The following is a 24,761-nucleotide window of genomic DNA, read 5'->3' as shown; positions in this document are numbered from 1 at the left end:
CCTATGAGCGATACCCTCCGCGACCAGCTGATGGGCCTGGGCTTCAAGCCCGCGCCCAAGCCCGAGCGCAAGAATGATGGCCCCCGCCGTGATGGCCGCCCGCAGGGCAAGGGTGGCAACGGCAATGGAAAGCCGCAGGGCGCAGGCAAGGGCGAGCACAAGCCCGGTGAGCGTCGTGGGCAGGGCCATGGCGCGGGCAAGCCCGGCGGGCATGCGCGCGGTGGCCAGGGCCAGCAGGGCCCGCGCAAGCCGCGCAGCACCGAAGAGATGGACCTGGCCAAGGCCTATGCCATCCGGGCGCAGCGGGAGAAGGAAGAGCGCATCGAGACCGAGCGCCTGAAGCAGGAAGAAGCACGCGTGCGCCGCGAGGCGAAGGCCAAGCTGGAAGAACTGCTGAAGGACAAGAGCCTCAACGCCGAGGCAGCGGACATCGCCCGCCACTTCCCGTATGGCGGCAAGATCAAGCGCATCTATGTGACCGCCGAACAGCTGACCGCGCTCAATGCCGGTGAGCTGGGTGTGGTCCAGCTCAATGGCCGCTACCTGCTGGTAACGGCCGACGTGCTGGCACAGTCCGAGGCGGTGTTCGCCGCCTCGGTGGCGCTGAAGGTCGATCCGAATGCGCCGGCCGAGGAAGATCCGTATGCGGATCCGCAGTACCAGGTGCCGGACGACCTGGTCTGGTAAAGGCGCAACCACCGCGGACGGCACTGCCCCCGCGGTTGGGGGAAGGGATGACCGCTGATCCAAGCCGCGGCTACGTGCCGCACATTGACGGCCTGCGCGCGATTGCCGTGCTGGCCGTCATCGTGTTCCACCTGGACCCGGCCTGGTTGCCGGGCGGGTTCACCGGCGTAGACGTGTTCTTCGTCATTTCCGGGTTCGTGGTCAGCGCGTCGGTGCACCGGCTGCCGCCGTTGTCGCTGTGGCAGTCGATGCTGCGCTTCTATTCGCGTCGCATCCGCCGCATCGCACCTGCGCTGATCAGCTGCCTGCTGTTGACCGCCGTCGGCAGCGTGCTGTTCATTCCCGAGTCCTGGCTCAGCGAGGCCAGTGACAAGACCGGGCTGATGGCATTCTTCGGCTTCAGCAACTGGGTGCTGGCGCTGATCGGCAACGACTATTTCGCGCCCAAGGCCGAATTCAATCCCTATACCCATACCTGGTCGCTGGGCGTGGAGGAACAGTTCTACCTGCTGTTCCCGCTGCTGTTCCTGGCCTGGGCGCGCGGCGCGCGCGGGCGCTGGATCAGCCTTGGCCTGTTTGCCGTGGTCAGCGCGGCGTCGCTGCTGCATGCGGCGGTGCTGGGCCTGCGCGAGGCGCCGCCATCGTGGGCGTTCTACGCCACCACTACGCGGCTGTGGCAGCTGGGTGTTGGCGTACTGCTGTTCCAGCTGCTGCATGTTCGCCAGCCAGTGGATGCGGTGACGACGATTGCACTGAAGCGCGCTGCGCCCGTGTTCTCGCTGCTCGCGATGGTGGCGCTGGCCTTGCTGTGCTGGGCATTGTGGACCGCACGGGCCGGACGTTCGCCGTGGCCTGATGGCCTGCTGCCGACCTTTGCTGCGGCAGGCCTGCTGTGGGCGCTGCATCATCATCCCCGGTCCTGGGTGGCACGCCTGTTGGCCAGCAGGCCGATGCGCTCCATCGGCCTGCTGTCGTACTCGCTGTATCTGTGGCACTGGCCGGTATTCGTGCTGATGCGCTGGACCGTGGGCCTGCAGACACCCCTGCAGATGAGCGCTGCGATGGCGCTGGTGCTGCTGCTGTCGTGGTTGTCGTGGCGCTGGGTGGAGCAACCGTTCCGGGGCCCCTTGGCGCAGCGTCTGCGCCCGGGTCGCTGGGTGCTGGCAGGTTCGGTTGTGCTGCTGGTCGCGGCCGGCACCCAGACGCTGCTGTACCTGCAGGCACCGCGGATATCACTGAGCACGGTCAGTCGGCATCCCGGCGACTGGTATCCCAACGGCAAGAGCGTGGCAGGCGACTATCCCGACTGCAACCTGGTGACCACCAAGCGACGCTTCGAAGGTGGCAGCATGCGGACCTATGCGCGTGGTGACTGCGATCGGCCGGTGCCTGCCGGTGCGCCGAAGCAGGTGTTCGTTGCTGGCGATTCGCATGCAATGGCCTACATCGAGCTGCTGCAGCGGCTGGCGCTTGAGAGTGGCTCGGAGGTGATTCTCTACGGTCGTGGTGGATGCCCGCAGGTGAGCCTGCAGAAGTGGCGCGGCGCGGGTGCCGGTTGCAGTGATTTCGACGCAGCGATGCTCGCCGATGTCACGCAGCGTGCGCAGCCAGGTGATGCCGTGGTGCTGGTGTCGCTGCGGATACCGCGCTTGTCCGATCAGTTCGTATTGTTCGATGCGCAGGCGCAGCTGGCGGGCGAGGTGACCCCGGAAGCCACTGCAGGGCGCGAGGCCGAAGTGGCCGAGGCGATCACCCAGTGGAAACCGTTGGCCGAGCGCGGTGTGCGAATTGTGCTGGAGGCGCCCAAACCGGTGCTGCCGGCGCCGCCGTATCGCTGCTCTGACCGCTTCAATTCACGCAACGAGGTCTGCCGCAACGGCCTGGACAGCACGCGTGAGGCGATGGAAACGCTGCGTGCGCCGATGCTGGGCAGCCTGCAGCAGGTGGTCGATGGCCTGCCAGGAGGTGTGCTGTGGGATCCGATGCCGGTGCTGTGTGATGACGTGCTGTGCCCGGCGCAGCGCGATGGCCGGCCGTTGTTCTTCGATGGCGATCACCTCAGCGCGCATGGCAACCGTGTGCTGCTGCCGTCGCTGCAGCAGGTACTGCTGCAGCAGTAGGACCGCGCCGGCGTCAGGCCTTGAAGCGGCTCCGGCGTGCGCGGATCAGTGGCAGGCTCGGTGCGAAGAAGCACAGCAGTGCGCCGACCAGGGCAAACGACACCGGACGAGAAACCGTCAAAGCCCAGCGCAATGATGAAGCGAAAAGGGGACGGAGGGGATTAAGTCGTTTGGGGCACAAACGACTTAATCCCCTCCGTCCCCTTTTGTGTCATTCGGGATCGTAGTCGAGGTTGGAGGCCAGCCAGCGCTCGGCCTGGGCGCGGTCCACGCCCTTGCGGCGGGCGTAGTCGCTGATCTGCTCGCGGCTGAGGCGGCCGACCACGAAGTACTGGCTCTGCGGATGGCTGAAGTAGTAGCCCGAAACGGCCGCCGTGGGCAGCATCGCGAAGCTCTCGGTCAGTTCCATGCCGGCGTTGGCTTCGGCCTGCAGCAGGTCGAACAGGCGTCGCTTTTCGCTGTGCTCCGGGCAGGCGGGGTAACCCGGTGCCGGGCGGATGCCACGGTACTCCTCGTCGATCAGCGCCTCGTTGTCCAGCGTCTCGGCGTGCTCATGGCCCCAGAATTCGGTACGCACGCGCTGGTGCAGGCGCTCGGCCAGCGCTTCGGCGAAACGGTCGGCGAGGGCCTTCAGCAGGATCGCGTTGTAGTCATCGTGGTCGGCTTCGAAGCGCGCTACGTGCGCGTCGATGCCGATGCCGGCAGTGACGGCGAAGGCGCCGATCCAATCCTGCTTGCCGCTGTCGGCCGGGGCGATGAAATCGGCCAGGCAGAAATCCGGGCGCTCGGCCGGCTTGTCCACCTGCTGGCGCAGGAAGTGCAGGGTGGTTTCGCCCTGCGGGTGCTGCACGCGCACGTCGTCGCCGATGCTGTTCGCCGGCCACAGGCCGAACACGGCCTTGGCGGTCAGCCATTTCTCATTGACGATGCGCTCAAGCATCGCGCGGGCGTCCCTGTACAGATCGCTGGCCTGGGTGCCGACGATTTCGTCGGTGAGGATGGCCGGGAACTTGCCGGCCAGCTCCCAGGCCTGGAAGAACGGCGTCCAGTCGATGTAGTCGACCAGTTCGGCCAGCGGGTAGTCGTCAAATACGTGCAGGCCGGGCTGGTTCGGTGCCGGCGGCGTGTAGGTGTCCCAGCCGCCCTGGAATTTCTGCCCACGCGCGTGTTCCAGCGAAACCAGGCGCTTGGCATCGCCACGGTTGCGATGGCGCGCGCGGATCTCGGCATAGTCGGCCTCGTTGGCGGCTACGAAGGCCTCGCGCAGGTCACGCGAGATCAGCGACTGGGCCACGCCGACTGCGCGCGAGGCGTCCTTCACCCACACCGTGGGCGCCTTGTAATGTGGGTCGATCTTCAGCGCGGTGTGCGCGCGCGAGGTGGTCGCTCCACCGATCAGCAGCGGCAGGTCGAAGCCCTGGCGCTGCATCTCCCGGGCCACGTGGCTCATCTCTTCCAGTGATGGAGTGATCAGACCGGACAGGCCGATCAGGTCGGCGTTGTGCTCGCGCGCGGCATCGAGGATCTTCTGCGCCGGCACCATCACGCCAAGGTCGACCACCTCGAAGTTGTTGCAGGCCAGGACTACGCCGACGATGTTCTTGCCGATGTCATGCACATCACCCTTCACCGTGGCCATGATGATCTTGCCGTTGCTCTTGGCGGTGTCGCCACTGCGCGCCTTCTCGGCCTCGATGTAGGGCAGCAGGTAGGCCACGGCCTTCTTCATCACGCGCGCGGATTTCACCACCTGCGGCAGGAACATCTTGCCGGCGCCGAACAGGTCGCCGACCACGTTCATGCCATCCATCAACGGACCTTCGATCACGTCCAGCGGGCGGCTGGACGCCTGCCGGGCCAGTTCGGTGTCTTCTTCCACGAAGGCATCCAGGCCGTGCACCAGCGCGTGCGCCAGGCGCTGCGCCACCGGCTTCTCGCGCCAGGCGAGGTCTTCGGTCTTCGCCGCGCCCTTCTTGCCCTTGTAGCGCTCGGCGATTTCCAGCAGGCGCTCGGTGGCATCGCTGCGGCGGTTGAGGATCACATCCTCCACGCGCTCGCGCAGTTCCGGTTCCAGTTCGTCGTAGATCGGCATGGCGCCGGCGTTGACGATGCCCATGTCCATGCCGGCGGCAATGGCGTGGTACAGGAACACCGAGTGGATGGCCTGGCGCACCGTTTCGTTGCCGCGGAACGAGAACGAGACGTTGGAAACACCGCCGGACACATGGCAGTGCGGCAGCGTCTGCTTGATGATGCGGGTAGCTTCGATGAAGTCCACCGCATAGTTGTCGTGCTCTTCGATGCCGGTGGCGACGGCGAAGATGTTCGGGTCGAAGATGATGTCCTGCGGTGGGAAGCCGATCTCGTCGACCAGGATGCGGTAGGCGCGGGTGCAGATCTCGACCTTGCGTGCGCAGGTGTCAGCCTGGCCGCTTTCGTCGAATGCCATCACCACCGCGGCAGCGCCATAGCGCAGGACCTTGCGTGCGTGCTCGCGGAACAGCGCCTCGCCTTCCTTCAGCGAGATCGAATTGACCACGCTCTTGCCCTGCAGGCACTTCAGGCCGGCCTCGATCACGCTCCACTTGGAGGAGTCGACCATCACCGGAATACGGGCGATGTCCGGCTCGGACATGATCAGGTTGAGGTAGCGGGTCATCGCCGCTTCCGAATCGATCAGGCCCTCGTCCATGTTGACGTCGAGGATCTGCGCACCGCTGGCCACCTGCTGGCGGGCCACGTCCACCGCTTCTTCGTAGCGGCCTTCCTTGACCAGCTTGCGGAACTGCGCGCTGCCGGTGACGTTGGTGCGTTCGCCGACGTTGATGAACAGCAGGTCCGGAGTGATGACCAGAGGTTCCAGGCCGGACAGGCGGGTAGGGCGGACAGGCGTCATGGCAGGCGTCAGCTCAACAGCAATAGGGCGGGAAGTGCGGAACGGTGGCAGCGACATTCATGCGGCCTGCTCCTGGACACCGGGCAGGGCGCGCGGCGGCAGCCCGGCCACGGCCTCGGCGATTGCGCGGATATGGTCAGGGGTGGAGCCACAGCAGCCACCGACCAGGTTCAACAGGCCATCCTCGGCGAAACCGCGCAGGGTGCTGGCCATGTCCTCGGGCGTCTCGTCGTACTCGCCGAAGGCATTGGGCAGGCCTGCGTTGGGGTGCGCGCTGACGTAGCAGTCGGCGACCTGCGAAAGGGTTTCCACGTGCGGGCGCATCGCGTCGGCACCCAGTGCGCAGTTCAGGCCGATCGACAATGGGCGCGCATGCGCGAGCGACGCGTGGAAGGCCTCGGCGGTCTGCCCGGACAGCGTGCGTCCCGAGGCATCAGTGATGGTGCCGGAGATCATCACGGGCAACCTTGCGCCGCGTGCATCGAAGGCCTCCTCCAGTGCATACAGCGCGGCCTTGGCATTGAGCGTGTCGAAGATGGTCTCGACCATGATGGTGTCGGCGCCGCCGTCGATCAGGCCGTCAATGGCTTCGCGGTACGTGTCGCGAAGCTCGTCGAAGCTGGTGTTGCGAAAGCCCGGATCGTTGACATCGGGACTGATCGAGGCGGTGCGGCTGGTCGGGCCGATCACCCCGATCACGAAGCGTGGCTTGCCTGGTGTGGTTGCAGCTACCGTATCGCAGCAGGCGCGTGCCACCGCTGCGCCAGCCTTGTTCAACTCGTACACCAGGTGTTCGAGGTGGTAGTCGGCCTGGCTGACCGACGTGGCGTTGAAGGTGTTGGTCTCGACCAGATCCGCGCCCGCTTCCAGGTAGGCGGTATGGATGTCGGCGACGATCTGCGGCCGGGTCAGCAGCAGCAGATCGTTGTTGCCCTTCAGGTCATGCCCTTCCTGCACGGCGTGGTCGCAAGCGGGGCCATGCACATGATCGTAGCCACCGGCGAAGCGCTCGCCGCGGTAGTCGTCTTCCTGCAGGCCATGGCGCTGGATCATGGTGCCCATCGCGCCGTCGATGATCAGGATCCGCTCGCGCAGGGCGTCGAGCAGGGCGTTGGCACGATCAGGATGCAACCAGGGCAGGGCAGGCATGGCGATCTCGGGCTCAGGGCTTGTTGGCGATCAGTGAAATCACTTCGAAGTGCGGCGGACGCTTTTCGCGGGTGACCGTCTCCAGGCTGGATACCTGCAGGCCGGCCTTGTCGACGAACCTGCGCAGCTCCTTGTCGCTGAAGCCGAGGTTGACGTGGCCGTAGGCCTCCACCGCCGCCTTGTGCTCGTGGCGGGCCAGGCTGCACAGCAGCAGGCGGCCGCCGGAGCGCAGCACGCGCGCGGCTTCGGTCACCGCCTGCGCCGGTTTGCTGGCGTAGGTCAGCGCATGCATCAGCACCACCAGGTCGAAGCTGCCGTCCTTGAACGGCAGCGCATGCATGTCGCCCTCGCGCACTTCCACATTGGGCAGGCGGCGCAGGCGCTCGCTGGCAGCGGCAACCACGCGCGCGCTGGTATCGATGCAGATGTAGCGCTTGGCATGCGGGGCGACGAGTTCGGCCAGCACGCCGTCACCGGAGGCGATGTCCAGCACGTCGCCGGTCTCCAGCAGCGGCAACGCGGTACGCGCGAGGGCTTCCCAGGTGCGGCCGGGAGAATAGTGGCGCTCCATGTCGCCGGCCACGCTGTCGGCCCAGTTCTGGTCGGAGGCACGGTGGGCCAGCACGGCGGCGACACGTTCAGCGTCCTGCCGCAGCAACGGGTCGTCGCTTCCATTGCTCAAGGCATGCCACAATGCACGCTGCGCCGGGTCCAGCTGGACCTCGTCGAAGCGGTAATAGGCCGACACGCCCGCACGGCGGTCGCGGACCAGGCCGGCTTCCTTCAGGCGCGCCAGGTGGGTGGACACCCGCGGCTGTGCCAGCCGGGTGATCGCCGACAGTTCGGCCACGGTCAGTTCCTCCTGCTCCAGCAGCGCCAGCAAGCGCACGCGGGTGGCATCGGCGAACACCTTGAGGCGGGTCGACCAGTCTTCCAGATCCATAAATATCTACCTATCGCGATATAGAGATATATTCGCTGAGAACGCCTGCCGCGGTCAAGTCGCTGGCGTACGGAAACTGGCGGGCCCCGGTACAATCGAGGCACCTGGGCGCGCGGTGCGCGGCCCATAACTTCATGTACCCGGGAGGGTGTTGTGGATTTCAGCTTTACTGAAGAGCAGTTGATGCTGCAGGACGTGGCGCGGCGCATCGCGCAGGAAAAGATCGCCCCCAGCGCGGAGCACCATGACCGCACCGGCGAGTTCCCGCTGGACAACATCCGCCTGCTGGGCGAAAACGGCCTGATGGGCATCGAAGTGCCGACCGAATACGGTGGCGCGGGCATGGACCCGGTGGCGTACGTGCTGGCGATGGTGGAGGTCGCCGCCGCCGACGCAGCCCATTCGACCATCATGTCGGTCAACAACTCGCTGTTCTGCAACGGCATCCTCACCCACGGCACCGAGGAACAGAAGCAGAAGTATGTGCGTGCCATCGCCGAAGGCGAGGCCATCGGCGCGTTCGCGCTGACCGAACCGCAGTCCGGTTCGGACGCCACGGCGATGCGCTGCCGCGCGGTGAAGCAGGCCGATGGCACCTTCGTCATCAACGGCAAGAAGAGCTGGATCACCTCCGGCCCGGTGGCCAAGTACATCGTGCTGTTCGCAATGAGCGAGCCGGACAAGGGCGCGCGCGGCATCACCGCCTTCATCATCGATACCGACAAGGCGGGCTTCGGTCGCGGCAAGACGGAGCCGAAGCTCGGCATCCGCGCTTCGGCCACCTGCGAGATCGAGTTCAACGACTACGTGGCGCAGGCTGAAGACGTGCTGGGCCAGGAAGGCGAGGGCTTCAAGATCGCCATGAGCGTGCTCGATGCTGGCCGCATCGGTATCGCCTCACAGGCCATCGGCATCGCCCGTGCCGCCTATGAAGCGACCCTGGAGTACGTGAAGGAGCGCAAGGCGTTCGGCGCGGCCATCGGTACCTTCCAGATGACCCAGGCCAAGATCGCCGACATGAAGTGCAAGCTGGACGCAGCGCTGCTGCTGACCCTGCGCGCGGCATGGGTGAAGGGCCAGGGCAAGCGCTTCAGCACCGAAGCAGCGGTGGCCAAGCTGACCGCCTCGGAAGCGGCGATGTGGATCACCCACCAGGCCGTGCAGATTCATGGCGGCATGGGGTATTCGAAGGAAATGCCGCTGGAGCGCTACTTCCGTGATGCCAAGATCACCGAGATCTACGAGGGCACCTCGGAAATCCAGCGCCTGGTGATCGCCCGCAACGAGACCGGGCTGCGCTGAGTTCGACCGGCCGCGCCGCTGCAACGGCGGCGCGGCCAGTAGATCCACGCCATGCGTGGATACACGGTCTTCTTGGCCGAGCGATACCCGATCTGGTCCAATGCAAGCCGGTTTTTACGTGGTCTGCAAAGATGATCTATCGAGGTTGGGGATTCATGACGCTGGTGACGCCGATTGCAGCCATCCTGCTGCTGGCGTACTTCTTTCCGCATGAAGGCTCCAGGGGCAACACGCCGCTGCCCCAGGTTCTGTTGGGTGCAGGCATCGGCGCAGCGGTGAACGTATTGCTGGGTTTGTGGCTCAACCGTGCGCCCCGGCAGAAGGGTATGGCTGCACCCCATCATTTCTTCTTTGTGCCGATGCAATGGGCTGCATTGGCTCTCGTGGTGGTGTGCGTGGTGGTTGCGCTGCTGCGCTGAGACGCCGGCTTGGCATGCGCCAACCTTGGTTGGCATGGATCCAGCGGCGCCAACCAAGGTTGGCGACTACCGGCTTCATGGCACGAATGAAAAAGCCCCGGATCGCTCCGGGGCCTTTTCGTTTCAACTCACCACCGGATCAACGATCCGGGCGGTGCGCGGCTTCCGCGTCGCGCTGGCGCTCCATGAATTCCTTGGAGGACTCATCCAGCTTGTCACCCAGCATGCGGCGCACGACCACGAAGAACACCGGGATCATAAGCAGGCCGAGCAGGGTGGCGAACAGCATGCCGCCGATCACGCCGGTGCCGATGGCGTGGCGGGAGTTGGCGCCGGCGCCGGTGGAGATCGCCATCGGGATCACGCCCATGATGAACGCGAACGAGGTCATCAGGATCGGTCGGAAACGCAGGCGTGCCGCCTCGATGGTGGCATCGCGCAGGGTCTTGCCTGCTGCGCGCTGCTCCACCGCGAACTCCACGATCAGGATCGCGTTCTTGGCGGCCAGGCCGATCACGGTGATCAGGCCGATCTTGAAGAACAGATCGTTCGGCAGGCCACGCAGCATCGACAGGCCGAGGGCGCCAAGCACGCCCAGCGGCACCACCAGCAGCACTGCCACCGGGATCGACCAGCTTTCATACAACGCGGCCAGGCACAGGAACACCACCACGATCGACAGCACCAGCAGCAGCGTCGCCGCGTTGCCGGCCAGGATTTCCTGGTAGGACATGCCCGACCAGTCGTAGCCGAAGCCAGCCGGCAGATCGTCGTTGACGATGCCTTCCATGGTCTGCATCGCCTCACCCGAGCTGGTGCCCGGTGCCTGCGAGCCGACGATGTTGATCGCCGAGTAGCCGTTGTAGCGGCTCAGCGACGGCGGTGCCGACACCCATTCGGACTTGACCACCGTATTGAGCGGGATCATCGCATTGGTGCCGTCGGCATTCGTGGTCAGGCTGGACGGGCTGTAGAAGCTCTTCAGCGACTCCTGGCCGGTGCGGTACGGACCATCGGCCTGCATGGTCACGCGCTTGATGCGGCCTTCGTAGAAGAAGTCGTTCACGTACACCGGGGCCAGCATCAGCTGGATGGTGCTGTACACGTCCGACACCGACATGCCCATCGACTGCGCCTGCACGCGGTCGACATGCAGCTGCAGCTGCGGGGCGTTTTCCAGGCCGTTCGGGCGTACGCCCACCAGATGGTCGGGCTTCTGCGCAGCCTGGCCAAGCAGGATGTTGCGGGCCTGGGTCAGCTGCTCGTAGCCGGCACCGCTGCGGTCCTGCAGCCACATGTCGAAGCCGCCGAACTGGCCGAGGCCCTGCACGGTGGGCAGGTTGACCACGAAGATCTGCGCTTCCTTGATGCCGTAGAACGCGCCGTTCATGTTCTGGATGAACTCGGGCGCGGTGAACTTGCGTTCCTCCCATGGCTTCAGGCGGATGAAGCCCATGCCCACGTTCTCGCCGGAACCGACGAAGCTGAAACCGGCCACCTGCAGCATGCCTTCATAGCCATCCTGCTTTTCCAGGATGCCACGCATCTGCGCGAACACTTCGTTGGTCTGGCCCTTGGTCGAGCCCGGCGGCAGCTGCACGATCGCCAGCGCATAGCCCTGGTCTTCTTCCGGCAGGAAGCTGCCCGGCATGCGGGTGAACAGGAAGCCGCACAGTGCGGTCAGCACCACGAACAGGATCATCCAGCGCGGTGCATGGCGCACCGCCGAAGTGATGTGCCCCACATAGGTATGGCTGATCTTGTCGTAGTACTTGTTGAAGGTGCGGTAGATGATGTTCGGGTTGTCGTTGTGCGTCGGCTTGAGGAAGGTCGCGCACAGCGCCGGGGTGAAGCCCAGAGCCAGGAACGCCGAGAACGCCATCGAGATGGCGATGGTCAGCGCGAACTGCTTGTAGATCTCACCGGCGGCGCCGCCCTGCAGGGCGGACGGGATGAACACCGCGGCCAGTACGACGGTGATCGCCACCACCGCGCCGGTGATCTGGGTCATCGCCTTCTGCGTGGCCGGCTTCGGCGCCAGGCCTTCCTCGGTCATGATGCGTTCGACGTTCTCGATCACCACGATCGCGTCATCGACCACGATGCCGATCGCCAGCACCATCGCGAACAGGGTCAGCTGGTTGATCGTGAAGCCGATCATCCACATGCCCAGGAAGGTGCCGAGCAGGGCCACCGGGATGACCAGGGTCGGGATCAGGGTGGCGCGGAAGTTCTGCAGGAAGATCAGCATCACCAGGAACACCAGGAACACTGCTTCAAACAGTGTCTTGACCACTTCCTGGATGGAGATCTTGACGAAGGTGGTGCTGTCGTACGGCGAGAACCAGGTCACCCCGGACGGGAAGCTGGGCTGCAGCTCGTCCATCTTGGCGCGCACCGCATCGGCCACGTTCAGGGCGTTGGCGCCCGGCAGCAGCTGGATGGCGAAGGCACCGGTCGGCTTGCCGTTGTACTGGGTGTCGAAACCGTAGTTGTTGGCACCGAAGGCAACGCGGGCGATGTCCTTCATCAGCACCCGCGAACCGTCCGGATTTGCCCGCAGGATGATGTTCTCGAACTCCTGCGGCGAACTGAAGCGGCCTTCAGCCGAGACCGTGGCGGTGAAGTGCTGGCCTTCCGGCGACGGGTCCGAACCCAGCGCACCGGCGGCGAACTGCACGTTCTGCGCGCGCACCGCCGCCAGTACCTGGCTGGCCGACAGGCCATAACCCTGCATCTTCTCCGGGTTGAGCCAGATGTTCATGGCGTACTCGGAACCGAACTGCTGGGTGCTGCCGACGCCGGGAATACGCGAGACCTGGTCGAGCACGCGCGAACCGACGATGTCGTTCAGGGCGTCACGGTTGATGGCCGGCGTATCGGACTGCAGCGCGATCACCATCAGGAAGCCGGCGTTGGCCTTGGCCACCACCACGCCCTGCTGGGTCACTTCCGAAGGCAGGCGTGGCGTGGCCAGCGAGACCTTGTTCTGCACCTGCACCTGGGCGATGTCCGGATCGGTACCGGTCTCGAAGGTCAGGGTGATCTGCGCGCGGCCGTTGGAGGCGGACGATGAGCTGAAGTACAGCAGGTGATCGATACCGGTCAGCTGCTGCTCGATCACCTGGGTGACCGATTTCTCGGTGGTGTCCGCACTGGCGCCCGGGTAGGTCGCCGAGACGGTGACCTGCGGCGGGGCGATGTTGGGATAGGACTCCACGCCCAGGTTGAGGATCGCGATCACGCCGCTGAGCGAGATCAGGATCGCAACCACCCAGGCGAAGACTGGATGTTCGATGAAAAATTTAGGCATGACGGAAGGTTCCCGTTACTGCTTGTTCGAATCGGTGGCGGCCGGCTTGGCCGCATCGGCCTGCTCGGGCTTGGCCGCGTCGGCCGGTGCCTTGCCTGCGGCCGGTGCTGCGCCCGCCGGAGCGGCGCCGCCTGCGGCAGGCTTGCCGTTGGCGTCCTGCCCCGGGGTCCACGGCTTGGCGACTGCCGGTGCACCTTCCTTGACCTTCTGCACGCCGGCCACGATCACCTTGTCACCGGCGGCCAGGCCGTCGCTGACCAGCCAGTTGCCGTTCTGCGCGCCATCGGTCTTCACGTTCTTGCGCACGACCTTGCCGTCGGCACCGACCACCATCACGTAGCCGCCGGTGGTGTCGCGCAGCAGCGCCTGCTGCGGCACCAGGTAGGCGTTGTTGCGCTCGCCGAGGTTGGCCTGGAAGCTGACGAAGGCGCCGGGCAGCAGGATCTGCTGCGGGTTCGGCAGCAGCGCGCGCAGCGACACCGCGCCGGTGGCCGGGTCGACCGTGGTCGAAGAGAAGTCCAGCGTGCCCGGTTCGCTGTAGGTGCTGCCGTCGGCCAGCTTGACGTTGACCGTAGCCTTGCCGTCACCAGACAGCGCCAGCGCACCCTTGGCCTGCTGCGCGCGCAGCTGGGTCAACTCGTCCACGCTCAGCGAGAAGTTCACGTACAGCGGGTCGAGCTGGTCGACGGTGGTCAGCAGGGTCACATCGCCCTGGCCGACCAGTGCGCCTTCGGTGACCTGCTGCTTGTTGGCCACACCGCTGATCGGCGCGGTCACTTCGGTATAGCCCAGGCTGATGCGCGAAGAGGTCACCGCCGCTTCGGCCTGCTTGACCGCGGCCAGCGCGGTGCGCTCGGCCGATTCGGCGTTGTCCAGGTCGGATTTGGAGACGAACTGCTGCGGCGCCAGCGAACGCGCGCGGTCCGCGGCCACCTTGGCATTGGCGTAGGTGGCGCGGGCCGAGGCCAGCTGGGCCTCGGAGGCATTGAGCGAAGCACGCAGCGGCGCCGGGTCGATCAGGAACAGGGGCTGGCCCTGCTTGACCTGCGAGCCTTCCTGGTAGACGCGCTTGAGCAGTACGCCCGGCACGCGCGCGCGGACGTCGGCGCTGCGGAACGGCGACAGGCGGCCGACCAGCTCACGCTGCAGCGGCAGGGTCTGCGGCTTGGCGTCGATCACGCCCACCTCCGGCGGCGGGGGCGTCTGCTGTTCCGGCTTCTTGCAGGCAGCCAGCGCGACAGCAACGGCGCACGTCAGGGCAAGGGTGCGGAGTGGGGCGGTCATCAGGAGGAACTCCGGGGTTGGTTTGAAGACGGGGCCGCCGACGGCTGAGGCGCGAACGCGCGCAGGAAGCTGTCGACGGAGAACTCTGCCCAGCGCCGACGCAGCTGCGCGTCATCACGATGGGGGGTATGGAAACGCTGTTTGTCGAAATCCTGACCGGCGATCATGCTCAGCAGCAGTTCGGCCATGAAGTGCGGGTCGTCATGCCGGAGCTGGCCACGCATGCAAACGGTTTCAATCCATTCAGCAAGATGAAGCGTCAGCGCGCCGGCGCCATGCCGGTACAGCGTACGCGCCTCTTCGGGAAACTGGGCCGCGTCGGCGGCGATCAGCCGACAGGCCTGCCCTACGTGCGGTTGGTTGAAATGCTCCAGGAAGTCGGTGGCGAACTGGAGCAGGCTGGCACGCAGGTCGTCAGTGCGGAGTGCACGAACCATGGCTCCGGTAGCGTGGCCGACATGGCGCTGCATCACCCGGCGCAGCAGTTCCTGCTTGTTGCCGTAGCGCGAGTACAGGGTCTGCTTGGAGCAGCCGGCATGCTGGGCCACCGCGTCCATGCTCATCTGCATGCCCTGCTGGGCCAACAGCTCGCGCACGGCATCGAACACGCGCTCATCGCGTGCGTCGAGGGCAACGGGGAGGTAGGCCGGGTTCACGCGGTGGACTATACCGTCCAGTTCAGGATTGTGGAATCGAATCGGCGTCGCCGCGTGTGTCTTCCGGTAACACGCTTTGCCGATCCTGTCGGCAGTGCTGAAGCGCGCACCAGCACCATACCGGTGCGAACTGAATAGGCGTCTAAACCGCAGCAAACCCGAATCTGGTTATTCCGTCCTGCAGCAAGGCCTTTTCGTGCGGTAGGGCTACAATTTCATTTTCCCAACTGAGCAAGCGCATCGCTCTGCCATGAAACCGCAAAAAACCGCAGCCAAGACCGTGAAAAACAAGACCAAACCAGCAGAGTCGGAGGTCGCAGTGACCGCTGGTTTCTCCCTGGAGCCGGTGTACACGGCATTGCGCAAGCGTTACCCCGCGGCCGCACAGGCCGAAGCGGTGGCCTTCGCCACTGACTTCTACAAGCGCATGGAGTCGGACGAGTTCCCGCACCACAGCGCTGAAGAGTGGGCCGCGCTCGCGGCTGAGACGCTGGAATTCGCCCGTGCCCGCAAGGCCGGCAAGGCCAACGTCCGCGTGTTCAATCCGACCGCGAAGGCCAACGGTTGGGAATCGCCGCACACCGTGCTGCAGATCGTCAACGACGACATGCCGTTCCTGGTCGACACCGTCACCATGTCGCTGGCCGAACAGGGCGTGGGCGTCCACGTGCTGGGCCACCCGGTGCTGCGCTTCACCCGCGACAAGGCCGGCAAGCTGGTCAAGGTCGGCGAGGGTGATGCCGAGTCGGTGATGCTGCTGGAGATCGACCGCCAGCCGGCCGAAGCCATGGCGGCCATCGAGCAGGCCATCAGCAAGGCGCTGGACGAAGTGCGTGCGATCGTGCGCGACTGGCAGCCGATGAAGGACAAGGCACTGGCGCTGGCCGACGACCTGGGCAGCCGCCAGCTGCCGGTCGACGATGCGTCGCGCAAGGAAGCACAGGAATTCCTGCGCTGGGCCGCCGACAACCACTTCACCTTCTTCGGCTACCGCGAGTACCGCGTCGAGAAGCAGGGCAAGGAAGAGGTGCTGGCGCCGCTGAACGACACCGGCCTGGGCCTGATGCGCGGCAAGGACAAGTCCGCCGCCCGTCCGGTCAAGACCCTGGCCGCGCAGGGGCTGAACACCACGTCCGGGCTGAAGGACGCGCTGATCCTGACCAAGACCAATGCCCGTTCGCGCGTGCACCGCGCCGGCTACATGGACTACATCGGCGTGCTGGAATTCGACGCCAAGGGCAAGATCATCGGCGAGCAGCGCTTCCTCGGCCTGTTCACCTCCAGCGCCTACAACCGTCGCCCGTGGGAAATCCCGCTGGTGCGCCAGCGCCACGAGCACGTGATGAAGCAGTCGGGCCTGGCCTCGGCCAGCCACAGCGGCAAGGCCCTGCGCCACATCCTGGAAACCCTGCCGCGCGAAGAACTGTTCCAGTCCAGCGAGGACGAACTGTTCCGCACTGCCATGGGCGTGCTGGGCCTGCAGGAGCGCGTGCGCAGCCGCCTGTTCCTGCGCCGTGACAAGTACAGCCGTTTCATCTCCGCGCTGGTCTACCTGCCGCGTGAGCGCTTCAACACCGACGTGCGCCTGCGCATCGAAGCGATGCTGAAGGACGCGCTGCACGGCGAGTACGTCGACAGCTCGGTGGTGCTGGGCGAATCGCCGCTGGCCCAGGTGCACCTGATCGTGCGCCCGAAGCCGGGCGAAATGCTGGACGTCGATACCGCCGAACTGGAGCAGAAGCTGGCCCAGGTGCTGCGCAACTGGCAGGACGACCTGCGCGAAGCGCTGGTGACCCGCCATGGCGAAACCGAAGGCCTGCGCATCGCTGCCCGTATCGGCAAGGCACTGCCGGCCGGCTACATTGAAGACAACAGCACCGCCGTTGCCGCCAACGATGTCAGCCAGCTCGATGCCCTGACCGGCCCGGACGACCTGCGCCTGAGCCTGCAGGCCGTGCCGCGCGAAAGCGGCGATGGCCTGCGCCTGAAGCTGTATCGCCAGCTGGACGACATTCCGCTGTCGGACGCGCTGCCGATGATGGAAAACATGGGCCTGCGCGTGATCGCCGAGCGTCCGTACCGCCTGTCGGTCGACAACGCGCCGGTGTACGTGCAGGACTTCGAGGTCGAGTCGACCGCCGGCGCGATCGATGCCGCCAGCGTCGATGAAGCCTTCGGCGAGACCTTCGCCCGCGTCTGGCACGGCGATGCCGAGAACGACGGCTTCAACCGCCTGGTGCTGGCCGCTGGCCTGCACTGGCGCCAGGTCGCCATGCTGCGTGGCTACTGCAAGTACCTGCTGCAGACCGGCGTGCCGTTCTCGCAGGCCTACGTGGAAGGCACCTTCGCGCGCTACCCGCTGCTGGCCCGCCTGCTGGTCGAGCTGTTCGAAGCCCGCTTCGATCCGGCTACCGGCCATGAGAGCAAGGACGATATCGCCGCCGGCCAGGCCCAGCTGAAGGCCCACTTCGATGTGCTGGCTGCTGGCGACGACGCCACCCTGAAGGTGCTCAAGACCGTGGTCGACGCCCGCAAGGGTGACCGCGACGCGCAGATGCAGGCCGCGCGCGATGCGCTGCTGAAGCTGATGGACCGCGTGTCCAGCCTGGACGAGGACCGCATCCTGCGCTCGTTCATGGGCGTGATCGACGCGACCCTGCGTACCAGCTACTACCAGACCGATGCCAACGGCCAGCACGGCCATGTCATCAGCTTCAAGTTCGATTCGGCGCTGGTGCCGGACCTGCCGAAGCCGCGCCCGTACCGCGAAATCTTCGTCTACGGCCCGCGCGTGGAAGGTACCCACCTGCGCTTCGGCGCGGTCGCCCGTGGTGGCCTGCGCTGGTCGGACCGTCGCGAAGACTTCCGTACCGAAGTGCTGGGCCTGGTCAAGGCGCAGATGGTCAAGAACACCGTCATCGTGCCGGTTGGCGCGAAGGGCGGCTTCTTCGCCAAGACCCCGCCGGTGAACGGCGACCGCGACGCGATCTTCGCCAACGGCGTGGCCTGCTACAAGCTGTTCATCCAGGGCCTGCTGGACATCACCGACAACATCGTCAACAACAAGATCGTGCCGCCGGTGGATGTCGTGCGCCACGACATGGACGATCCGTACCTGGTGGTGGCTGCCGACAAGGGCACCGCGACCTTCTCCGACATTGCCAACGGCCTGGCCATCGCGCACGGCTTCTGGATGGGCGATGCCTTCGCCTCCGGTGGTTCGGTCGGTTACGACCACAAGGGCATGGGCATCACCGCACGCGGTGCGTGGGAGTCGGTCAAGCGTCACTTCCGTGCGCTGGGCCGTGACAGCCAGAGCCAGGACTTCACCGCGGTCGGCGTCGGCGACATGTCCGGCGACGTGTTCGGCAACGGCATGCTGCTGTCGCGCCACATCCGCCTGGTCGCTGCGTTCGATCACCGCCACATCTTCCTGGACCCGAACCCGGATGCAGCCACCACGTTCGTCGAACGTGAGCGCCTGTTCACCGTGCCGCGTTCGAGCTGGGCGGACTACGATGCCAAGCTGATCAGCAAGGGTGGCGGCGTGTACCCGCGCAGCCTGAAGTCGATCGAGATCACCCCGCAGGTGCGTGAAGTGCTGGGCCTGGACGAGAACGTCAAGGCGCTGTCGCCGAACGACCTGATGAGCGCGATCCTGAAGGCACCGGTCGACCTGCTGTGGAACGGCGGCATCGGTACCTACGTCAAGGCCGCCAGCGAGCAGCACAGCGATGTCGGCGACCGCGCCAACAACGCGCTGCGCGTGAACGGTGGCGAGCTGCGCTGCAAGGTGGTGGGCGAGGGCGGCAACCTGGGCATGACCCAGCTGGGCCGCATCGAAGCCGCCCAGGCCGGCGTGCTGCTCAACACCGACTTCATCGACAACTCGGCCGGTGTCGACACCTCCGACCATGAAGTCAACATCAAGATCCTGCTCAACGATGTGGTGCGGGCCAAGAAGCTGACCGTCGAGCAGCGCAACAAGCTGCTGGCCTCGATGACCGATGAAGTCGCCGAGCTGGTGCTCAACGACAACTACCGCCAGAACCAGGCGCTGAGCCTGATGGAGCGGATGGCAGTCAAGCGCCTGGGTTCCAAGCAGCACTTCATCCGTACCCTGGAGCAGCAGGGCCTGCTTGATCGCCAGATCGAGTTCCTGCCGTCCGATGCGGAGCTGTCGCAGCGCAAGGCACGCGGCCAGGGCCTGACCCGTCCGGAGCTGTCGGTGCTGCTGTCCTACTCCAAGCTGGTGGCGTTCGCCCAGCTGCTGGATTCGGACATCCCGGAAGATCCGTACCTGTCCAAGGAGCTGCAGCGCTACTTCCCGACCCCGCTGCAGAAGAAGTACGCCGACGCGATGGAGCGTCACCGCCTGAAGCGCGAAATCATCGCCACGGCCGTGACCAACCAGACCATCAACCGCATGGGCGCCACCTTCCTGATGCGCATGCAGGAAGACACCGGTCGTTCCATCGCCGAGGTCGCCAAGGCCTACACCATCAGCCGTGAAACGCTGGATGCACGCGCGCTGTGGGCGCAGATCGATGCCCTCGACGGCAAGGTGCCGGAGTCGGTGCAGATCGATGCACTGGAAGTGATCTGGAAGCTGCAGCGCTCGTTCGTGCGCTGGCTGCTGTCGCGCCCCGGCGCGATGCCGGGCATCACCGAAGCGGTCAACCGCTACCAGGGTCCGTTCAACGACATCCGCGTTGCTTCGGGTGTGCTGCCGGATTCGCAGCGTCCGACCTACGAAGCCCTGGTGGCCGAGTGGAAGGAAAAGGGCCTGCCGTCCGCGCTGGCGCAGCAGCTGGCCGAACTGCACTTCCTGGAGCCGGCGTTCGACATCATCGAACTGGCCCGCACCCGCAAGCTGAAGCCGGTGGACGTGTCCAAGGTTCACTTCCGCCTGGGCGACGCCCTGCAGCTGCCGTGGCTGTTCGAGCAGGTCGACGCGCTGGAGGTCAATGGCCGTTGGCACGCCGTGGCACGTGGCGTGCTGCGTGACGAGCTGGCCGCCAACCACCGCAACCTGGCGGGCCAGGTGCTGGGCACCAAGGGCAGCAGTGCTGAAGCGAAGGTGGCGGCCTGGATGGGTCGCGACGACAACAGCCTGCGCTTCACCCTGGCGATGCTGGCCGAACTGGCCGAGCAGAAGACCCTGGACTACCCGACCGTCTCGGTCGCGGTGCAGCGCCTGGGCCAGCTGGCTGCACATGGTGCGTAAGTGATGTACCGCCGGGTTATGCCCGGCGTGTGTTGAACAGAACGGCCCCGCGAAAGCGGGGCCGTCTTGTTTTGCGGCGCATGCCTGGGACGGGTAGTGCCGGCCAGCGGCCGGCACTACCGCTTGGATCAGTGCCGGGTATTGGAGTTACGGCCTGAGGCTGTCGCTGTATCGGGCAACGTCTGCGGCGACACCATTCATGTACAGCACCTCGTCGCGCTGCCCGTGGTTGATGGCACGGCTGCCGTCTTCCAGGATGCGGGTGCTGGTTGGATACATGGGCAGTGCGTTGCCCGAGCCGATGACCGGTACCGGTTGCTTGGCGTTGATCTTCATGCCCAGGGCCTTGCCAACTTCCTCGCGCAGGACGTCGGTTGAGCACAGCACATTGGTCGCGATCACGAAGCGCATGGCCTCTGCAGAATGATGGGAGCCACTGCAGCCGTCGGCGAAACCACCGTAGTACAGGCCATCTGAGCGGAGCAGGCCGACCACGTACTCGAAGTCGGGCTGCTGTGCCAGCCATTCCGGAATGGCCTGGGTGGGCATTCCGGCAGGTACCCTGTAATTCATTGCGACTGCTTCACGCAGGCGGAACGTTGCGCCGGAGTTCTGCAAGGCCTCGTTGGTCTTCCTGAGGTTCTCGCGCATCAATACAAGGATGTCTTCGTCCGGCCGGCCTGGACCCGGAGGGCCCACCAGAGTGACGTCGATGGTGTCGGTTTCGCGGACCCAGTCGAGCCGGCCGTTGACCCTCGTCAAGCGGAAAGACGCCTGCTCGCGGCGCTTGAGAGTGTCGACCCTGTTGCCCGTGACCTTGATGCTTGCATTGGGGTCGGTGTTTACCACTTCGATACGCGCATGCTCCGTCATCCAGGCTGAAACGTGGGGCAAGCTCACGTTCCTGCCCTTGCTCGTAATCCAGGTGAGCATCGTCTGGGCCTTGTCGAGGCGCCCACCCGGCAGCGTATCAGCATCGAAGTGCTGGATCGGATAGCGCAGCGGGTGCCATTGGCCGCTGCCCACGCCGCCATCATCGATATAGACCAGCTCCATCGACTGGCCAGGCGCAAGCATCCAGTAGGTGGTGGCGTGATCGAAGATGTTCCGGGCGATCAGTGCAATGGAACGATCGAGCGCCGGATGCACGGAGACGGTGCGACGATCCCGATCGCTGGCCACGTCAGGGAGACGCAGTGACCTGTGCGAATCTTCCGGTGTAACCTCAACTACCGTTCGGGGCGCATCGGGCTTGTCCATATGCCTGGCGATGCTGACCGGAACAAGGGTCGCGTAATCAAGCTTCCATTTGCGATGGTTCGGGTCGAACACGAAGTGATGCACATCACCGGTCCCCAGCTTCATCTGCGCATCGGGGAACAGCGTGTTGTTGCCCATGATCCGGGTAGGCCACGTCGCATGGTTGGTGACGGTAATCGTGTCATAGGGAAGATTGGGCTGGCTGGGCAACCCGATCTCGCCGGCCCACTGGCCGTCGTACAGCGAGACTTTGGTGATGAATTTGCGGCCCATGGCGGGCACCCACCAGCGCTCGGTATTGTGAGGAATCAACTCCCGTACGTCGCCGATGACTTCCCATCCCTGTTCGCGCTTGTCCAGGTCCACCCATTTCGAGGCAGGGATGATCATGCGGTTGGCATCCGGTGGCAGATGCGAGAACTTTCCGATGAGTTCGAAGTTCTGGTCTTTGCCAGCGGCGTTGGAGATCAAGAAGGACATTTCCCCTGGCTGGGACTGATGTGAAGGCAGCCGTGCCCGCTCCATCCAGTCCTTGGCGCTTACTGTGAAATCCACATGGGAGTACCTGTCAGGTAGTTGCTCCTGGTAGTTGATCCTGCTGGGTGTCAGGTGGGCGCTACCGGACTGCGCGAGGCTGTTGCCTGCTGGCAGCAACGCCGCCAGGGCGATTGCGAGGTGGTGGATTCTCATGGGCTCTCTCTTGGATAGACGGCCGATCCGCGACGTGCCCTGCGGGCCTGCGCCAACGCTGGGTGTGCCAGGCGAACCTGATCGGCACATCAATGGTCATGAGAGTGGTATGAGAAGCCTATCGGACGATATCGAGATGTCGTTGCTGTCGCCGGGAAGGGCTCGATCCTGCTGCACCGCTGAAACCTTCATTGAGTTGGATGAGGGTGCCCCATCCGGCCTGCGGTTGCGCTGTCCGGGGGGCGAGGTATGCTTTGCCCAGCCCTTCCGGATCTGCCGCGCTGATGAGCGACACCCCCCGCATCGCTTTCCTGGCCAGCACCACCGAGCCCGCGCAGATGGCCCGCGCCGCGATGGTCTCGCGCTATGGCGATCATGCGCCGGAGCAGGCCGACGTGCTGTGTCCGCTGGGGGGCGACGGCTTCATGCTGCAGACCCTGCATCGGCATGGTCACCTGGGCAAGCCGGTGTTCGGCATGAAGCTGGGCACCGTTGGTTTCCTGATGAACCAGTACCGTGGCGACGACGACGTGCAGGCGCGCATTGCCCGTGCCGAACCGGCCAACCTGCGCCCGCTGGAAATGGTGGCGCTGACCGAGTCGGGCACCAGTACCGGTTCGCTGGCCTACAACGATGTGTCGCTGCTGCGCCAGACCCGGCAGGCGGCGCATATCGGCATCGACCTCAACGGCCAGGAACGTGTGGCCGAACTGATCGGAGACGGCGTGCTGGTGGCCACCCCGGCAGGCAGTACCGCCTACAACTATTCCGCGCACGGACCGGTGCTGCCGCTGGGCTCGCATACCATCGCGCTGACGCCGCTGGCCCCTTACCGGCCGCGACGCTGGCGCGGGGCGATCCTCAAGGCCGACACCGAGGTGCGTTTCCGCGTGCTTGATCCGTACAAGCGCCCGGTCAGCGTTACAGCGGATTCGCACGAGACCCGCGACGTGGTCGAGGTGACCATCCGCGAGTCGAAGGACCGCCGCGTGACCCTGCTGTTCGACCCGGAGCACAACCTGGAAGACCGGATCCTGAGCGAACAGTTCGTTTTTTGACGACAATAGGCGGCCGGCCCCGCCGACCGCTTGAAGGACCCCCACCGATGGGCGACAACTCCCCCCGTTTGCTGACCGTCGCGGTGACCTCGCGCGCCCTGTTCGACCTCGAGGAAAGCCATGCGCTGTTCGAGAGCGATGGCGTGGCGGCCTATGCCGAATTCCAGCGCCAGCACGAGGACGATATCCTCGGGCCCGGCGTGGCCTTCCCGGTGGTGCGCAAGTTGCTGGCGCTGAACCAGGGCGCCAGCCCGGAGAACCCGCGGGTCGAGGTGATCCTGCTGTCGCGCAATTCGGCCGATACCGGCCTGCGCATCTTCAATTCGATCCAGCACTACGGCCTGGGCATCATCCGCGCAACGTTCACCGCCGGCGAGCCGACCTGGCCGTACGTGAAGCCGTTCGGTACCGACCTGTTCCTGTCGGCCAACCCCGAATCGGTGCGCAGCGCGCTGCGCCATGGCATCGCGGCGGCGACCATCCTGCCCAAGCCGCCTGGCGAAACCGCCGCCGCGGCGGCCGACCAGATCGATACCGGTCGCCCGGCCGGCCAGCTGCGCATCGCCTTTGACGGTGACGCCGTGATCTTCGGCGACGAGAGTGAGCGCATTTCGCGCGAGCAGGGCGTGGAAGCCTTTGGCCGCCACGAACGCGAGCGCGCCCGAGAGCCGCTCAGCGGCGGGCCGTTCCGTGGCTTCCTATCGGCGCTGCACACGCTGCAGGAAGTGTTCCCGGCCGGAGACAGTGCACCGATCCGTACCGCGCTGGTCACCGCGCGATCGGCACCGGCGCATGAGCGGGTGATCCGCACCCTGCGCGAGTGGGGCGTGCGCCTGGACGAGGCGCTGTTCCTCGGAGGGCGCCACAAGGGGCCGTTCCTGCAGGCGTTCGGTGCCGACATCTTCTTCGATGATTCGCAGCACAACATCGACAGCGCCCGAGAGCATGTAGCCGCCGGCCACGTGCCGCATGGCGTTGCCAACGAGGGGTGAAACCATGCCGGGTGGGTGCCAACCGTTGGTTGGCACTGCCATGCATCCGTGCCCACCAAGGTGGGCATCTACCACAGCGCTGTACCCCGGTAGTCGCCAACCTTGGTTGGCGCCGTATTGGATCCATGCCCACCAAGGTGGGCATCTACCAGAGCGCCATGCCCCGGTAGTCGCCAACCTTGGTTGGCATTGCCGTCAGGCCACGGGTCCGGTCACGGGCTGCCCGACATCCCCAGCTGCAGGTCCACCACCTTCCAGCGCAGACCCTGCGGTTCCAGCACCACCTTCATCGGCGGCTGGCCGGGGCCGCGATCGACATCGATCACGAAGCGGTCCAGCGCTTCGAAATGATGTTCGGCATGCTTCAGCGGCCGTGCGGGTTCGGTCGCGCCGAAGGCATCGCCGCCCTGCAGTTCATTGCGGCCGCGCTTCCACAGCACGTGACCCTGCAGCATCGCGCCGATCCCGGTCGGGGTCACCATGGTGTCCACCGCGGCACCACCAAGCTGGTCGCCCAGTCCGTACAGCAGGGCACCGAACGGGCTGGCCGCCACATCCGGGCTGGCTTGGCGCACCAGATAGTCATTGAGCTGCGCGCGCAGGCTGCTGCGCACGCGCGGGAAATCGACGTAACGCTCCAGGCGCGCGGTGTCGCGTTGCTCAATGGCCTTGGACAGGCCATTGACGGTCATGTACGGGCCGCCGAACCACCAGGCGGCCAAGGCCAGGACCAGCAGCCCAACGAGTGCGGTGAGTTTCTTCATG

General features: G+C 65.5%; 15 protein-coding genes. 7 read left to right on the top strand and 8 right to left on the bottom strand.

Features of this window, described 5'->3' with window-relative positions; genetic code table 11:
• Window positions 1–3 precede the first annotated feature (3 nt).
• Together V3B48_RS10440 and V3B48_RS10435 are read left to right on the top strand one after the other, a co-directional pair.
• Window positions 4–687, top strand: a complete 684-nt coding sequence (locus tag V3B48_RS10440) for a DUF2058 family protein (RefSeq protein WP_132810468.1) — start codon at window positions 4–6, stop codon at window positions 685–687.
• Between the two features lie 47 nt (window positions 688–734).
• The gene (locus V3B48_RS10435) at window positions 735–2,807 is read left to right on the top strand and encodes an acyltransferase family protein (RefSeq protein ID WP_285302641.1); all 2,073 of its coding nucleotides are present in this window, start codon (window positions 735–737) and stop codon (window positions 2,805–2,807) included.
• Window positions 2,808–3,018: 211 nt separating this feature from the next.
• Here the strand turns inward: V3B48_RS10435 and metH are convergent, their stop codons facing one another.
• Genes metH through V3B48_RS10420 form a run of 3 tightly spaced genes read right to left on the bottom strand, consistent with a single transcriptional unit; the run spans window position 3,019 to window position 7,795 of the window.
• Window positions 3,019–5,703: a methionine synthase gene (gene metH, locus V3B48_RS10430; RefSeq protein WP_329893697.1), complete on the bottom strand. Its 2,685-nt coding sequence runs from the start codon at window positions 5,701–5,703 to the stop codon at window positions 3,019–3,021.
• A gap of 57 nt (window positions 5,704–5,760) precedes the next feature.
• Complete coding sequence (locus tag V3B48_RS10425; RefSeq protein ID WP_032127663.1) at window positions 5,761–6,852, bottom strand: homocysteine S-methyltransferase family protein; 1,092 nt, start codon at window positions 6,850–6,852, stop codon at window positions 5,761–5,763.
• A gap of 13 nt (window positions 6,853–6,865) precedes the next feature.
• Window positions 6,866–7,795 (bottom strand): metalloregulator ArsR/SmtB family transcription factor, encoded by a 930-nt coding sequence (locus tag V3B48_RS10420; RefSeq protein WP_285302644.1) that lies wholly within the window; start codon window positions 7,793–7,795, stop codon window positions 6,866–6,868.
• A 153-nt stretch (window positions 7,796–7,948) separates the two neighbouring features.
• On the opposite strand from V3B48_RS10420, the gene V3B48_RS10415 reads away from it, so the two are divergent.
• A complete protein-coding gene (locus tag V3B48_RS10415; protein WP_180845359.1) occupies window positions 7,949–9,097 on the top strand; it encodes an acyl-CoA dehydrogenase family protein in 1,149 nt (382 codons plus the stop codon).
• 155 nt (window positions 9,098–9,252) lie between these two features.
• Window positions 9,253–9,516, top strand: coding sequence for a hypothetical protein (locus V3B48_RS10410; protein WP_080355173.1), 264 nt, complete (start codon window positions 9,253–9,255; stop codon window positions 9,514–9,516).
• Window positions 9,517–9,655: 139 nt separating this feature from the next.
• Here V3B48_RS10410 and V3B48_RS10405 read toward each other — a convergent pair whose 3' ends face one another.
• From V3B48_RS10405 to V3B48_RS10395, 3 genes are read right to left on the bottom strand one after another with little or no spacing between them, the layout of a single operon-like run.
• Entirely contained in the window at window positions 9,656–12,829 is a 3,174-nt protein-coding gene (locus V3B48_RS10405) for a multidrug efflux RND transporter permease subunit (protein ID WP_049400218.1), read from the bottom strand.
• A gap of 15 nt (window positions 12,830–12,844) precedes the next feature.
• On the bottom strand, window positions 12,845–14,113 hold the full coding sequence (locus V3B48_RS10400) for an efflux RND transporter periplasmic adaptor subunit (RefSeq protein WP_049422071.1): 1,269 nt from the start codon (window positions 14,111–14,113) through the stop codon (window positions 12,845–12,847).
• The gene (locus V3B48_RS10395) at window positions 14,113–14,769 is read right to left on the bottom strand and encodes a TetR/AcrR family transcriptional regulator (protein WP_032127669.1); all 657 of its coding nucleotides are present in this window, start codon (window positions 14,767–14,769) and stop codon (window positions 14,113–14,115) included. Before V3B48_RS10395 ends, V3B48_RS10400 begins: the two co-directional genes overlap by 1 nt.
• A 250-nt stretch (window positions 14,770–15,019) precedes the next feature.
• Between V3B48_RS10395 and V3B48_RS10390 the strand changes: the two genes are divergently transcribed.
• A complete protein-coding gene (locus V3B48_RS10390) occupies window positions 15,020–19,996 on the top strand; it encodes an NAD-glutamate dehydrogenase domain-containing protein (RefSeq protein WP_149909403.1) in 4,977 nt (1,658 codons plus the stop codon).
• Between the two features lie 147 nt (window positions 19,997–20,143).
• On the opposite strand, the gene V3B48_RS10385 is transcribed toward V3B48_RS10390, so the two are convergent.
• Window positions 20,144–21,946, bottom strand: coding sequence for a hypothetical protein (locus V3B48_RS10385; protein ID WP_285302647.1), 1,803 nt, complete (start codon window positions 21,944–21,946; stop codon window positions 20,144–20,146).
• 284 nt (window positions 21,947–22,230) lie between these two features.
• Here V3B48_RS10385 and V3B48_RS10380 point away from each other — a divergent pair, with 284 nt between their 5' ends.
• Window positions 22,231–23,004, top strand: a complete 774-nt coding sequence (locus V3B48_RS10380) for an NAD kinase (protein WP_006376667.1) — start codon at window positions 22,231–22,233, stop codon at window positions 23,002–23,004.
• A 47-nt stretch (window positions 23,005–23,051) separates the two neighbouring features.
• Window positions 23,052–23,996 (top strand): 5'-nucleotidase, encoded by a 945-nt coding sequence (locus V3B48_RS10375; RefSeq protein WP_005417414.1) that lies wholly within the window; start codon window positions 23,052–23,054, stop codon window positions 23,994–23,996.
• A 212-nt stretch (window positions 23,997–24,208) separates the two neighbouring features.
• Here V3B48_RS10375 and V3B48_RS10370 read toward each other — a convergent pair whose 3' ends face one another.
• The gene (locus V3B48_RS10370; RefSeq protein WP_329893696.1) at window positions 24,209–24,760 is read right to left on the bottom strand and encodes a DUF2939 domain-containing protein; all 552 of its coding nucleotides are present in this window, start codon (window positions 24,758–24,760) and stop codon (window positions 24,209–24,211) included.
• Window position 24,761 lies beyond the last annotated feature (1 nt).

This window comes from Stenotrophomonas sp. SMYL20 (assembly GCF_036320045.1).
Classification (GTDB): domain Bacteria; phylum Pseudomonadota; class Gammaproteobacteria; order Xanthomonadales; family Xanthomonadaceae; genus Stenotrophomonas; species Stenotrophomonas maltophilia_A.
The sequence above is the reverse complement of the archived record's forward strand: the minus strand, read 5'-3'. Positions and strand labels throughout refer to the sequence as shown.

What these genes read in the sequence shown, in the direction of transcription:
- metH (WP_329893697.1), bottom strand. Translation starts at nt 5,703, where the DNA reads ATGACGCCTGTCCGCCCTACCCGCCTGTCCGGCCTGGAACCTCTGGTC.
- V3B48_RS10370 (WP_329893696.1), bottom strand. Translation starts at nt 24,760, where the DNA reads ATGAAGAAACTCACCGCACTCGTTGGGCTGCTGGTCCTGGCCTTGGCC.
- V3B48_RS10425 (WP_032127663.1), bottom strand. Translation starts at nt 6,852, where the DNA reads ATGCCTGCCCTGCCCTGGTTGCATCCTGATCGTGCCAACGCCCTGCTC.
- V3B48_RS10410 (WP_080355173.1), top strand. Translation starts at nt 9,253, where the DNA reads ATGACGCTGGTGACGCCGATTGCAGCCATCCTGCTGCTGGCGTACTTC.
- V3B48_RS10375 (WP_005417414.1), top strand. Translation starts at nt 23,052, where the DNA reads ATGGGCGACAACTCCCCCCGTTTGCTGACCGTCGCGGTGACCTCGCGC.
- V3B48_RS10435 (WP_285302641.1), top strand. Translation starts at nt 735, where the DNA reads ATGACCGCTGATCCAAGCCGCGGCTACGTGCCGCACATTGACGGCCTG.
- V3B48_RS10380 (WP_006376667.1), top strand. Translation starts at nt 22,231, where the DNA reads ATGAGCGACACCCCCCGCATCGCTTTCCTGGCCAGCACCACCGAGCCC.
- V3B48_RS10390 (WP_149909403.1), top strand. Translation starts at nt 15,020, where the DNA reads ATGAAACCGCAAAAAACCGCAGCCAAGACCGTGAAAAACAAGACCAAA.
- V3B48_RS10400 (WP_049422071.1), bottom strand. Translation starts at nt 14,113, where the DNA reads ATGACCGCCCCACTCCGCACCCTTGCCCTGACGTGCGCCGTTGCTGTC.
- V3B48_RS10420 (WP_285302644.1), bottom strand. Translation starts at nt 7,795, where the DNA reads ATGGATCTGGAAGACTGGTCGACCCGCCTCAAGGTGTTCGCCGATGCC.
- V3B48_RS10385 (WP_285302647.1), bottom strand. Translation starts at nt 21,946, where the DNA reads ATGAGAATCCACCACCTCGCAATCGCCCTGGCGGCGTTGCTGCCAGCA.
- V3B48_RS10440 (WP_132810468.1), top strand. Translation starts at nt 4, where the DNA reads ATGAGCGATACCCTCCGCGACCAGCTGATGGGCCTGGGCTTCAAGCCC.
- V3B48_RS10405 (WP_049400218.1), bottom strand. Translation starts at nt 12,829, where the DNA reads ATGCCTAAATTTTTCATCGAACATCCAGTCTTCGCCTGGGTGGTTGCG.